12 protein-coding genes are annotated in these 12807 nt (G+C 27.3%); 9 read left to right on the top strand and 3 right to left on the bottom strand.

What is annotated here, in order from left to right; translation table 11 throughout:
• Positions 1 to 288 precede the first annotated feature (288 nt).
• Positions 289 to 1203, top strand: coding sequence for a homoserine O-acetyltransferase MetA (metA, locus tag CLPUN_RS00550; protein WP_077845440.1), 915 nt, complete (start codon positions 289 to 291; stop codon positions 1201 to 1203).
• A 77-nt stretch (positions 1204 to 1280) separates the two neighbouring features.
• On the opposite strand, the gene CLPUN_RS00555 is transcribed toward metA, so the two are convergent.
• A complete protein-coding gene (locus tag CLPUN_RS00555; protein WP_077845441.1) occupies positions 1281 to 1547 on the bottom strand; it encodes a DUF1294 domain-containing protein in 267 nt (88 codons plus the stop codon).
• 285 nt (positions 1548 to 1832) lie between these two features.
• Here CLPUN_RS00555 and CLPUN_RS00560 point away from each other — a divergent pair, with 285 nt between their 5' ends.
• Positions 1833 to 2570 (top strand): alpha/beta fold hydrolase, encoded by a 738-nt coding sequence (locus CLPUN_RS00560; RefSeq protein ID WP_077845442.1) that lies wholly within the window; start codon positions 1833 to 1835, stop codon positions 2568 to 2570.
• Positions 2571 to 2787: 217 nt separating this feature from the next.
• Here CLPUN_RS00560 and CLPUN_RS00565 read toward each other — a convergent pair whose 3' ends face one another.
• The gene (locus CLPUN_RS00565; RefSeq protein WP_077845443.1) at positions 2788 to 3429 is read right to left on the bottom strand and encodes an undecaprenyl diphosphate synthase family protein; all 642 of its coding nucleotides are present in this window, start codon (positions 3427 to 3429) and stop codon (positions 2788 to 2790) included.
• 666 nt (positions 3430 to 4095) lie between these two features.
• Here CLPUN_RS00565 and hemA point away from each other — a divergent pair.
• The 6 genes from hemA to hemL all read left to right on the top strand — a co-directional run bounded on the left by hemA (position 4096) and on the right by hemL (position 10988).
• Positions 4096 to 5301, top strand: a complete 1206-nt coding sequence (gene hemA, locus CLPUN_RS00570; RefSeq protein ID WP_077845444.1) for a glutamyl-tRNA reductase — start codon at positions 4096 to 4098, stop codon at positions 5299 to 5301.
• Positions 5259 to 5939 (top strand): NAD(P)-dependent oxidoreductase, encoded by a 681-nt coding sequence (locus tag CLPUN_RS00575; RefSeq protein WP_077845445.1) that lies wholly within the window; start codon positions 5259 to 5261, stop codon positions 5937 to 5939. The genes hemA and CLPUN_RS00575 overlap by 43 nt, the downstream gene beginning before the upstream one ends.
• A gap of 34 nt (positions 5940 to 5973) precedes the next feature.
• Entirely contained in the window at positions 5974 to 6849 is an 876-nt protein-coding gene (hemC, locus tag CLPUN_RS00580) for a hydroxymethylbilane synthase (protein WP_077845446.1), read from the top strand.
• A 50-nt stretch (positions 6850 to 6899) separates the two neighbouring features.
• Positions 6900 to 8372: a uroporphyrinogen-III C-methyltransferase gene (gene cobA, locus CLPUN_RS00585; protein ID WP_077845447.1), complete on the top strand. Its 1473-nt coding sequence runs from the start codon at positions 6900 to 6902 to the stop codon at positions 8370 to 8372.
• 105 nt (positions 8373 to 8477) lie between these two features.
• Positions 8478 to 9443 (top strand): porphobilinogen synthase, encoded by a 966-nt coding sequence (gene hemB, locus CLPUN_RS00590; protein ID WP_077845448.1) that lies wholly within the window; start codon positions 8478 to 8480, stop codon positions 9441 to 9443.
• A 255-nt stretch (positions 9444 to 9698) separates the two neighbouring features.
• On the top strand, positions 9699 to 10988 hold the full coding sequence (gene hemL / locus CLPUN_RS00595; protein WP_077845449.1) for a glutamate-1-semialdehyde 2,1-aminomutase: 1290 nt from the start codon (positions 9699 to 9701) through the stop codon (positions 10986 to 10988).
• A 155-nt stretch (positions 10989 to 11143) separates the two neighbouring features.
• Here hemL and CLPUN_RS27375 read toward each other — a convergent pair whose 3' ends face one another.
• Complete coding sequence (locus CLPUN_RS27375; protein WP_158078664.1) at positions 11144 to 11293, bottom strand: hypothetical protein; 150 nt, start codon at positions 11291 to 11293, stop codon at positions 11144 to 11146.
• A gap of 71 nt (positions 11294 to 11364) precedes the next feature.
• Here CLPUN_RS27375 and hisS point away from each other — a divergent pair, with 71 nt between their 5' ends.
• Positions 11365 to 12660, top strand: a complete 1296-nt coding sequence (gene hisS, locus CLPUN_RS00600; protein ID WP_077845450.1) for a histidine--tRNA ligase — start codon at positions 11365 to 11367, stop codon at positions 12658 to 12660.
• Positions 12661 to 12807: the final 147 nt, after the last annotated feature.

Raw genomic sequence — 12807 nt, forward strand, 5'->3', positions numbered from 1 at the left:
ATATATATATTCAAATAAATAAACTACATATATTTAGTTACTGTACACAATTTTTAATTTAGGAAATTAATTAGAACTTATAAGTTCTAATTATAAATTGTAAAATTTGTAAAAATAGTTTTAGAAATTCTAAACAAACTCTATATCTAACTGTTAATTGGAGACTATTATATTGTAACATAATATATAATGTTGATAAGGCAGAGAATTTTGATATAATAATTATAAATGATAAGTTTAAGCAATAGCATTTAAAAAGAAAATTCAAACAGAAGGGGGACTTTAGGAATGCCAATAAAAATTCCTATAGAATTGCCTGCATTTCAGGTTTTATCTAATGAAAATATATTTATAATGAATGATGAGAGGGCGAATACTCAAGATATAAGACCATTAAAAATAGCAATTCTTAATTTAATGCCAAAAAAAATAGTAACAGAAAATCAATTACTTAGATATTTATCAAATACACCGCTACAAGTTGAAATAACATTGATTCAAACTAAAAGTTATGTTTCACAGAATACACCATCAGAGCATTTAGATAAGTTTTATAGCTACTTTGATGATATAAAACATGAAAAATTTGATGGGCTTTTAATAACAGGAGCGCCTGTTGAGCAAATGAAATTTGAAGATGTTACATATTGGGAAGAGCTTACAAAAATAATGGAGTGGAGTAAAACAAATGTATTTTCCGCGCTTCATATTTGTTGGGCATCTCAAGCAGGTTTATACTATCACTATAATATACCTAAATATGATTTAGAAGAAAAAATGTTTGGAGTATTTTCACATACAGTAAATGATGAAAAAGCTGACCTTACTAGAGGTTTAAGTGATATTTTTTATGCTCCTCATTCTAGACATACAGAAGTGAGAAGAGAAGATATAGAAAAAATTTCTGATTTAGAAATTTTATCTGAAGCTGAAGACGCAGGAGTATTTATTGTGACTTCAAAAAATAGAAGAAAAGTATTCATAACAGGACACCTTGAATACGATAGAAATACTTTAAAGGAAGAATATTTAAGAGATTTAGAAAAAGGTGATAAAGTAAATCTTCCTAAAAATTATTTTAAAAATAATGATTCAAATCAAATTCCAAGTCAAACTTGGAGAGGAAGTGCTAATATAGTTTTTGGAAATTGGTTAAATTATTGCGTATATCAAAATACACCTTATGATCTTAATACTCTTTAATTAAATATAACATTAATAAAAAAATATTTAGACTGTTTTTTGCTTTTAAAGCCTTACTTATGTAAGGCTTTAATTTCTCATTGAATTAAATAAAATATAAGGAGGCAAATCTGTATAAAAAGTATAGAGGGAATTCCAATTGTAAACTTCTTATGTTTTGTTTTATGATTAAAGCTAGACATTCCTAGAAGCATACCAATAGTTCCTCCTAAAATTGAAATTCCCAAAAGAGTTTTTTCTGATATCCTCCACTCTTTATGTATAGCTCTTTGCTTATCTATAAGCATAATAAAGAATCCAAGTAAGTTAATAATAAATAAATATGCTATAACAACCTTAAACATAATTTTCACTCCAATAAAAAATGTAAATTTGTTATTATGATAGCACAATTTCTAGTGGAGTACAAAAATATCATTTTGATTTTATAAAGGTACGAGAGGGGAATTTTAATCTGTAGACATATTATTAAAATAAATAGCAAAAGTTGTATGACAATTAAATGAATATATTATGAACTTTGTAATAATAATGAAAAATATAGATATAAATGAGAGTTTGCAGTGGCAAGATCAGCAATATTATGGTAAAATATACAAAATGTAATATTACTACTAGGAGGCGATGAAATGATAAGTAAAAAAAATGGTATTGAATTTGAATTTTTAAAAGGAACTGGGAATAACTGTATAAATTTGGTATTTATTCATGGATCAGGCTGTAATAGATTCTTTTTAAGATCAATTCATGAAGAGGTTTCAGAATATAACTGCTACTTTGTAGATTTACCAGGTCATGGAAATTCTGATGATACGGGATATAGTTTTGTCAACTACGTAAATGCAGTAAGTGATTTTGTAAGAGGTTTAGATAATGTCATATTATTGGGGCATTCATTGGGTGGAACTGTAGTTTTAGCAGCAACAGCTAGAAATATATTATCAGTTAAAGGAGCAGTAATTATCAGTTCAGGTGCAAGCTTCCCTAAATTAGATAAAGAATATATGAAAAAAATACATAATAATGTTGTAGATATGGAATATGTAGCAGAGTGTTTAGGTCATATGGAAGATCCAGCAGTTCAAGAAGCTGTGACCAAAATAGAAGCAGATAAACTAATTATATTAGATTTTTTAATTGATGAAGTAGTAGATGTTGAGGATTGTTTAAAGGACATAAAAGTACCTATTACTATAGTTACTGGTGGAGATGAAATATTAACCCTTGTGGAATACTCTGAACTTATACATGAAAAAGTTAAAAATTCTAAGCTGGTTGTTATACCCAAAACAAGACATATGTTGCCAGTAGCAAAAAGAAAAGAGTTAAGAGAACTTATAATCGAATTAATAGATAAAGTTATATAAGCACATTTAAATAAAAAAAAATAGAAGTAGAGGATGAAAATAATTTGATATCTATGTTAAGGATAAGATAAAAATGCGTGTTAAGCACATAAAAAATCATTAATTTAATACCTAATATAAAAAAATACCTATACACTAAACACTGTTTTTATATGTTCAGTTTATAGATATAATTTTAAAAAGTCCTTTATTTCTATTTATATTAAAATTTTAATTATCAACCGCCTAAAGTGACATCTTGCTTATTATACCAGGATAACGCATTATAAAAATCTTCATTTTTAAAATCAGGCCAATAATTATCTAAAATATAAAAATCTGAATAAACGGACTGAATTGGTAATAAACCACTTAAACGTCTGCGTCCACCCCACCTTATTATTAGATCTATTCTAGAAATATCTTTTGAATGTAAATATGATTCAATTTGCTTATTTGAAGTATCACTGCTCTTTAATAAATTTAAATCCCATTCCCAACCATAATTAATCAAAAAATTTGCTTTGATTCCACCCAAACCAAACTTTTGTCTTTTAGTAAATGGTATTAATTCTTTAGGAAAACAGTTAGAGGTAGTATTGCCTAAAACCAATATTTCACAATTTTCTTTTGTTAAAAGCATAACAGAATCAATACAAGCTTTTGTAAATGCTTCTTTTTGTTCCTTAGGACGCTTAGTATTATCTATTGTAAATCCATAAAAGGTTACTTCTTGAATATTTTCTTTTTGGCATAATTTAAAAACTTCAAGACCTGGATTTATTCCATGATCATATCCTTTGTCTTTGGTTAATTCATTAGCTAAAGCCCAACGTCTATTGCCATCAGGAATAATACCTATATGTTTTGGTATTCGCATAATTTTATTTCACCTCTTATAATTAATATTGCTTTTAAGAGTATAACCAGATAATTGAAAAAAATACACACATCTAAAAAAAGCGCGAAGCGCAATTAAGAACATTCCACATCTAAAAAAAGCGCGAAGCGCAATTAAGAACATTCCGCATCTAAAAAAGCATGAAGTGCAAGCAAGACTATTCACATATATAAATACTTATAAAAGAATACAAACTACAACCAGAAACTTATTAAAACAACTCAAAACATTTTACAAATGAAAAACTAAGTATAAGATATGAGAACGCATATCTTATACTTAGTTTTAACGTTTTTTAATATTACTATTTAATAAGGGGTAAATAATAATTAACTACTTTATAATATTATTATAAAGTTAAGTTGTGTCAGAAATATGTCAAAGAATTAAAATATAATAAATTTAAAAGTATTTAAATAAGCTTTTTTATTATTATATGTATTAAATTCTTATATTTACTTGTAATAAATAAATATTATCTGATAAACTTAAGTAAGAGTCCAAAAGTGATGCTCCTAATTTTGTGTTTGGTCAGCAGAACTTTCTCTTTGAGATTTTATATTTGGTAACTGGGACCTACTCAGTAAACACAAATGTGAGTCAAGTTTTATTTTGAGCGTACAAAAACATGTGAGGTGGCAATTAGTGATAGGCTTAATAGGTATTAGAAAAAATACTCCACTTGAAGTTAGGGAAAAATTTATAATAAAACCTAAGAAATATAAAGAATATGTAGAAGAATTACTTAAAGAAATGCAGGAAGTAGTTATTTTAGCTACTTGTAATAGAACAGAAATTTATTTTAATGCTTCTTTTAATAAGGAAGAATTATTAAAAAAGATTTTTGTAATTTTCGATTGGGATTACGAATATAAACAATATATTTTTATAACAAAAGATAAAGATGTTTATAGACATTTGTTTGAAGTTTGTTGTGGATTTCATTCAAAAATATTAGGTGAAGATCAAATTTTAGGTCAGGTTAAAGAAGCCTATGAAAAAGCTTTAAATATAGGTTCACTTTCATTGGAATTACATAGATTGTTTCAAGAAGCAGTAACTTGTGGAAAAAGGTTTAGAAAAGAAGCTAAATTATTTGAAATACCAGTATCTTCAGCTTCAATTGTGGTAAATGAAGCTGTTAATCATGGATGTACTAAATTTATGATTTTTGGATATGGAGAAATTGGCAACCTTGTTTTAAAATATTTGCTTTCCCATGGAGCTAAACTTGTTTATTTAGTAGTTAGGAATAGTAAAATTAAAGAAGAAATAGGAGATGAAAGAGTTAGAATAATTAGTTTTGAAGAAAAAAATAATTATATAGATGAAGTGGAATGTCTTATAGGCTGTACATCAGCACCTCATCCAGTAGTAAGAAAATTAGATATTAACGAGAAGGGAAGTAAACTTATAATATATGACTTATCTGTTCCTAGAGATGTAGAAAAAGAAGTTGCATTGCTCGATAGAACAGAGGTCTATAATATTGATACTATAAGTTATATAAATGATAACAATAAAATACTCAGAAAAGAAAAGATGGAAGAACATAAATTTATTATAAGCCAATATATGAAGGAATATGAAGAGTGGCTTAAATTAAGGAACATTGCTCCTGCGATTAAAAATTTAAAAATCTTAGGAAGCGAAATTTCCAATAAGAGAATTGAAACTTTTAGAAATAAAAGTAATAATGAAAAAGATACTGATTTAGCTGATAAATTGATTAAAAGCACATCAGATTTTTACATAAATAGAGCCATTGAAGTTATTAAAGAAGAAACTTTAAAAGGATGCGGTGAGGAATGTGTGAAGATAATAGAAAAGATATTTCAAGTGAAAAAATAATATATTCGTATATTTCATTATTTTCTAGTAAACTTAGAGTTGGCATAATTGGTGGGGGGAAGGCAGGAACAATAAAAGCTAAATACTTTGTAAATAATAAATGTTATGTTGAAGTATTATCAAAGACATTTAGTGATGAAATAGTAGAAATTTCAGAAGATGCAAGAGAGAATCTTAAACTTGTAAATGAAGAATTTAGTTATGAATTTTTAAAGGATAAACATCTTATAATTATTGCATTTGATGATGATATTTTAAAAGATAAAATAATAAGATATTGTGATGAAAATTTTAAGATATATATAGATTCTTCTAATTTTAAAGCTGGAATAGGAGTAATTCCAATTCAAAGAAATACTAAAAACGTAAGTTTTGCATTAAATACTAAGATTGGAAATCCTAAAGGAGCAGTTTTAGTTTCTAATAAAGTAAAGATGCTTTTGGAGGAATATGATGATTTTCTTGAATTTATGGGAAAAATAAGAAATAGGGCAAAGGTGTTTCCACAGTATAAGAATGAAATCCTTAAAGTGATTGGAAATGATGATTTTAAAAAATCCTTTGATGAGGGTAAAAGTGAAAGCGTATTAAGAAGTAATTTTCCAAAAGAAATTATAGATTATTTACTTGAATTGTAAGATTATATGAAAAGACGCGGAGGAATATTAATTAATGAATAATTTAATTATAGCAACAAGAAAGAGCATGTTGGCACAAACACAAACTGAAATAATAATGAAAAGTTTAAAAGATAAATTTAATATAGATAGTGACAAATTACTTATAGTTACAGAAGGTGATAGGAAATTAGATGTTTCCTTAGCCAAGATTGGAGGAAAAGGACTATTTGTTAAAGATATAGAACGAGCACTTTTAGAAAAAAAAGCAGATGGCGCAGTTCATAGTATGAAGGATGTTCCTTATGAATTAAATGATGAATTTGAAATTGCTGCTATAACAGAAAGAGAAGATATAAGAGATATTCTTATTTCAAAGGATAATATACCTTTTAAGGAACTAAAAAAAGGTGCAGTTATAGGAACTAGTAGCATAAGACGTGGATGTCAGCTTAAACTCTTAAGAGATGATTTAGAAATAGTTTCAATTAGAGGAAATGTCCAAACAAGGCTTGAAAAGATGAAAAGCCAAAATTTAGATGGAATTATATTAGCTGCTGCTGGTTTAAAAAGATTAAATCAAGAAAATTTAATAACAGAATATTTTAAACCTACAGAATTTTTACCAGCAGTTGCTCAAGGTGCACTTGGAATAGAGTGTTTAAAAACAAGTGATGTTAAAGAATTTTTTAGAAAATTAGAAGATTCAAATGCAAAATTAACAGTAGAAGCTGAAAGAAGTTTTATGAAAAGATTAAATGGTGACTGTCACAGCTTAATTGGAGCGTATTCAGAAATTCAAGGAAATGATTTATATATGATTGGAATATATGATGTTTACGGCAGAATAGTAAAAAAAGATATTTTAGGAAGTAAACATGAACATATAGAATTAGGGCAAAAATTAGCACAGAAAATATTAGAAGTCTAATTATCAATTGCATCCAATATATTAAACTATTGAATAGGAGAAATTATAGTATGAGTAAAGTATATATAATAGGAACAGGTCCAGGTGACGAAGAGTTATTAACATTAAAGGCTGTTAGAGTTTTAAAAGAATGTACAGCAGTACTATATGATAGATTAGTTTCAAATAATGTATTAAATTACTTAAATAAAAATTGTAAGATTTATTATTGTGGGAAAGAGCCAGGAGCTCATTCTAAAACTCAAGAAGAAATTAATGAACTTATAGTTAAACTTGCAAAAGAAGGACATATAGTCGGAAGAATTAAAGGTGGAGACCCTTATGTTTTTGGAAGAGGTGGAGAAGAGGTACTTGCTTTAGTTAATGAAAATATATCCTTTGAAGTAGTTCCAGGAGTAACATCTCCTATTGCAGTTTTAAATTATGCAGGAATTCCAATAACCCATAGGGGCATGGCACAAAGTTTTCATGTTATAACAGGTAAATCGGCACAAGATTTAAATGTTAATTTTAAAGCTTTAGCAGCTGAAGAAGGAACTTTAGTTTTTATGATGGGTTTAAGTAATTTAGACAATATAGTTAGAGAACTTATAGCTAATGGCAAATTATCATCAGTGCCATGTGGAGTTGTAATGAGAGGAACTTCAGCTAAACAAAAAAAGGTAATAGGAACTTTAGAAAATATTTCGCAAAAAGTAAAAGAGGCAAATTTAAAATCACCATGTATAATTGTTGTTGGAGACGTTGTAACCTTAAATGAAAAATTAAGCTGGTATGAAAATAAGCCTTTATTTGGTAAAAATATCTGCATTACAAGGTCTAGAAAACAATCTGAGAATTTGAAAAATAAATTAGTTAAATTAGGAGCAGAAGTTACAAGCTTCAATTCTATAGAAATAAAGAGTACTTCTAATAATTTAGATGAATACATAAATAAATTCAAAGACTATGACCATATAGTATTTACTTCAGTAAATAGTGTAGAAACATTTTTTGATTATTTAATTAAAAAAGCTTATGATATAAGAAGTATAAAGGCAAAAATTTCTACTATTGGTCGTGCAACTGCAGAATCTTTAAATAAAAGAGGTATTATTGTCTTTTCAAAAGCTAAAGAATTTGTTGGAGAAGGTTTGGTAAGCATATTAAAGCCACATTTAAAGGAAAATGAAAAATTGCTTTTACCATGCTCAGCTAAAAGCAGACAATATATATATGAAGAATTATCTAAGACAGGTGTAGAAATAGATAAGGTATATATATATGATACAGTTTGCGGTAATGTAGTTAATAAGAAATCCTTTGATGAAGTTGATATAGTATTTTTTACAAGTCCATCAACTGTTAAAAATATGGTGGATATGGTAGGTATAGAAGAAATTAAAAAGAAACAAGTTATAGCTATAGGGCCAAAAACAAATGAACCATTAGAGGAATTTGGAATAGAAGCATATGTATGCAAAGAACATTCAGAAGATGGATTTTTAAAAGAAATAGAAGCTTTATACAAGAGTAATTTATAGTAATTAAGAAACAGATTTTAAAAATAGTTAAGGAAATAAAAATTTAAATTGTATATAATTTAGTAATATTTTTTGAATATAGCTAAAATATTGGAGGCGTTTATTGTGATTAAAAGAGGAAGAAGACTTAGAACAAGTGCTGCCATTCGTGATATGGTTAGAGAAACAACTTTAAATTCAAAGGATTTTATTTATCCTATTTTTGTTGTTGAAGGAGAAAATATTAAAAATCAAATTTCTTCTTTAGAGGGGAATTATCATTTTTCTATAGACAGACTGCATGAAGTTATTAAAGAAGTTCAAGAAGCTAACATTGCAGGAGTGTTGCTTTTTGGAATACCAAAGCATAAAGATGAATGTGGTTCAGAAAGCTACAATGATAATGGAATTGTTCAACAGGCTATAAGAGAAATAAAAAAGATAGATAAAGAGTTACTTGTTATAACAGATGTTTGTATGTGTGAATATACTTCTCATGGTCATTGTGGGATAATTCATGGAGAGGATGTTGATAATGATGAAACTTTAGAATATTTAGCTAAAATTTCTGTATCACATGCAAAAGCTGGAGCAGATATAATTGCACCTTCGGATATGATGGATGGCAGAATTGAAGCTATAAGAAATGCATTAGATAATAATGGATTTAAAAATATAAGTATAATGAGCTATTCAGCAAAATATTGTTCAGCATTTTATGGACCATTTAGAGATGCAGCAAATTCAACACCACAATTTGGAGATAGAAAAACTTATCAAATGGATCCAGCAAATAGAATGGAAGCCATTCGTGAAACACAAATGGATATAGAAGAAGGCGCAGATTTTATTATGGTTAAGCCTGCTCTTTCTTATTTAGATATAATCAGAGATATCAAGGAAAATTTTAATATGCCCCTTGTAGCTTATAATGTAAGTGGAGAGTATGCTATGGTTAAAGCAGCAGGAAAGCTTGGATTTATTGATGAAGAAAAAGTAATGATGGAAACATTAACGTCTATTAAGAGAGCAGGAGCTGATATTATTATTACTTATCATGCATTAGAAGCTGCTAAGCTTTTAAAGAGATAAAATTAAAGTACAAATATAATAAATTAAAGTGCAAAAAGGTATCTATGTAAATAGTTAAATGTTTAAAAATGTAACTACTTACATATGATACTATTTAAATATAAGACAATTTATTTGCATAAATATGTAAGAAAAAAATAGGCATATATTTATATGTAAATAATTAGTAATTAAAATTCAAAAAAATACCAATGAAATTAGAAAACAATAAAAATAAATATTTATAAATTTTATGCAGTCTAAGGAGGAAATAGTGTGAATAACATTGAAATATTCAAAGAATCTCAACAATATATGCCAGGTGGCGTTAATAGTCCAGTTAGAGCTTTTAGAGGGGTGGATTTAAATCCTCCTATTATAAAGTCTGGAAAAGGCGTAATAATTAAAGACGAAGAGGATAATGAATATATAGATTTTGTATTAGCTTGGGGGCCATTAATTCTTGGTCATTGTGATGAAGAGGTTGTAGTGGCTATTCAAGAAATAAGTTCAAAGGCTTTAGCTTTTGGAGCACCAACAAAATTAGAATTAGACTTGGCTAAATTTATGTGCAGTAATTTAGATAATATTGAAATGATAAGAATGGTTAATTCAGGTACAGAAGCTACTATGAGTGCAGTTAAACTTGCAAGAGGATATACTAAGAAAAAGAAAATAGTTAAATTTGCAGGATGTTATCATGGCCACTTTGATGGATTTTTAATTGAAGCAGGTTCTGGTGTAATGACAGGAGGGATTCCAGGTTCACTCGGAGTTCCGAATGAAAGTATAGAAAATACTTTAATTGGTATCTATAATGATAAAGAACAAATAAAAAAACTTTTTGAAGAGTATGGAAATGAAATTGCTGGAGTAATTATTGAACCTATAGCTGGAAATATGGGAGTAATAAAAGCAGAAGATGACTTTATGGAAATTTTAAGAGAGCTTTGTGATTCATATGGTGCATTACTTATATTTGATGAAGTGATGAGTGGATTTAGAGTGGCATTTAAGGGCGCGCAATCTTTATTTAAGGTTAAACCTGATTTAGTTACTTATGCTAAAATCATGGGTGGCGGACTTCCATGCGGAGCATATGGTGGAAGAAAAGAAATAATGGAAAATTTATCACCACTGGGTGGAGTTTATCAAGCAGGAACTATGTCAGGAAATCCAATTGTAATGGCCGTAGGACTTGCAACTTTAAATAAGCTCAAAAATAATTTGACTTATTATGATCATATCGAAAATATAGGAGTAAAACTTGAAGCAGGAGTTAATGGTATCTCAGAAAAATATAAGCTTCCAGTAGTTATGAATAGAGCTTCTGGAATGATGACAATGTTCTTTACGGATTTAAAAGAAGTTAGAACTTATGAAGATGTTAAGACATGTAATGTGGAAAGATTTAATAGATATTTTGAACATATGTTAAAGAGTGGAATAAATATAGCTCCATCACAATTTGAAGCGATATTCTTAAGTGTAAAACATGAAGAAAGTCATATCGATATTTTCTTGAAGGCTTTTGAAGAATTTGCAGCTAAGGAAATGAATAATTAAAATAGTTAAATATATGTTAAGTGATTACTGAAGAATAATTGCTTAAGAAAAAAACATTAAATTCCTATTGATAATAGGAATTTAATGTTATATAATGATAACATTAATTTTAGGAGGAAATATTATGAAAGCATTTAATATGAAAAAAATAAATTTCATACATCATCACCGGTAAGACTTGATCTGTCTAAAAGCAGATGCAAGTCTATAAATTGTAGGCTTGTATCTGCTGGTGATGATGAATTAAATGCTAGTAATAATTTGTTAAACCATGTGGGATACATGCCTGCATGGTTTTTTTGCATATAAAATAATTTTGAAAGTTAAAAACATTATTAGTTTATATTAAATCAAATATTTGAAGGAGAATAGAATTATGAAAAATAATAAAATACAGCCAAATATATTACCAGGGTTTATGGAGTTATTACCAAAGGAACAAAAAATATTTAATGATATGCTAAGAAAAATTACTAGAGTATATGAAGAAAATGGATTTAAATCAATGGATACTCCAGTAATAGAGAAAACAGAGATATTGCTTGCAAAAACAGCAGGGGAAACAGAAAAGCAGGTTTATAGTTTTAAGAAGGGGAGTAATAATTTAACCTTAAGATTTGATTTGACAGTACCATTTGCTAGGTTTGTAGTTCAATATTTTAATGAATTAACATTTCCTTTCAAAAGATACCAAATAGGAAAAGTATATAGAGGAGAAAGAAATCAAAGAGGAAGATATAGAGAATTTTATCAATGTGATCTAGATATAATAGGAAATAATAAATTAAGCATAAATAATGATGCATTGGTAATAAGTATGGTATCAAAAGGGTTTAAAGCAATAAGATTAAAAAATTATAAATTTCAAATTAGCAATAGAAAAATATTATCATCAATTTTAGAGGAAATAGGAGTTTTAGAAAAAAATGAAGCTATGATTTTAATTGATAAATATGACAAAATAGGTGAAGAAGAATTTAATAAAGAACTTGAGAAATTAGTTGGATATGAAAAGAGTAGTATTATAAATAAAATTTTGAATAGTAAAGGAAGCAGTGATGAAATAATAACTAAATTAAAACAATTAAATTTAAAAAGTGAAAAATTAAATGTTGGAATAGAAGAACTTGAACAAGTAAGAAAGATGTTGTTAATTTTAGGGGTAGAAGAAAATGAATATGTGATAAATTTGAAAATTATAAGAGGATTAGATTATTATACAGGAACAGTGTTTGAAACATTTTTAGAAGGCAATGAAAGCTATGGTTCTATTTGCTCTGGTGGAAGATATGACAATTTAGCTAGAAACTATACTGATAATATTTTACCTGGAGTTGGAACATCAATAGGACTTACCAGATTATTTTTTGTTTTAAAAGAAATAGGTTTTATTAATAATTATGAAATAGAGAATTTAGTTGAGTATCTGATTATATCAATTGGGAATACCTTGGAGTATTGTGTAGGGATTTATAAACAATTACAGAATAATGGTAAGAAGGTAGAGCTTTATTTGGAAGATGATAAGCTAAAGAAAAAATTAAATTATGCTAATAAATTAGAAATACAAAAGGTTATATTAGTTGGAGAAGAGGAAGTTCTGAAAGGGAAAATAAAAATTAAAGATATGGTAAGCGGAAATGAAAGTATAGTAGATTATGATCAAATTTAACTAGATATACAAAAAACATTTGATATAAAAATAAAAAATATAGTATTTTTCTAACACAAATATACGCTACATTTTCTATGTACTAAATTAAAAATTAATTTTAAGATATAAAAAACTATTAAACAGTATTAATTTAGGCTATAATAA

The sequence above is a fragment of the Clostridium puniceum genome, assembly GCF_002006345.1.
Lineage (GTDB): Bacteria > Bacillota > Clostridia > Clostridiales > Clostridiaceae > Clostridium > Clostridium puniceum.

Excerpts from the sequence above, each read along its gene's own strand:
- metA (WP_077845440.1), top strand. The coding sequence starts at position 289 with ATGCCAATAAAAATTCCTATAGAATTGCCTGCATTTCAGGTTTTATCT.
- CLPUN_RS00565 (WP_077845443.1), bottom strand. The coding sequence starts at position 3,429 with ATGCGAATACCAAAACATATAGGTATTATTCCTGATGGCAATAGACGT.
- CLPUN_RS00560 (WP_077845442.1), top strand. The coding sequence starts at position 1,833 with ATGATAAGTAAAAAAAATGGTATTGAATTTGAATTTTTAAAAGGAACT.
- CLPUN_RS00575 (WP_077845445.1), top strand. The coding sequence starts at position 5,259 with ATGTGTGAAGATAATAGAAAAGATATTTCAAGTGAAAAAATAATATAT.
- hemC (WP_077845446.1), top strand. The coding sequence starts at position 5,974 with ATGAATAATTTAATTATAGCAACAAGAAAGAGCATGTTGGCACAAACA.
- CLPUN_RS27375 (WP_158078664.1), bottom strand. The coding sequence starts at position 11,293 with ATGCAAAAAAACCATGCAGGCATGTATCCCACATGGTTTAACAAATTA.
- CLPUN_RS00555 (WP_077845441.1), bottom strand. The coding sequence starts at position 1,547 with ATGTTTAAGGTTGTTATAGCATATTTATTTATTATTAACTTACTTGGA.
- hisS (WP_077845450.1), top strand. The coding sequence starts at position 11,365 with ATGAAAAATAATAAAATACAGCCAAATATATTACCAGGGTTTATGGAG.
- cobA (WP_077845447.1), top strand. The coding sequence starts at position 6,900 with ATGAGTAAAGTATATATAATAGGAACAGGTCCAGGTGACGAAGAGTTA.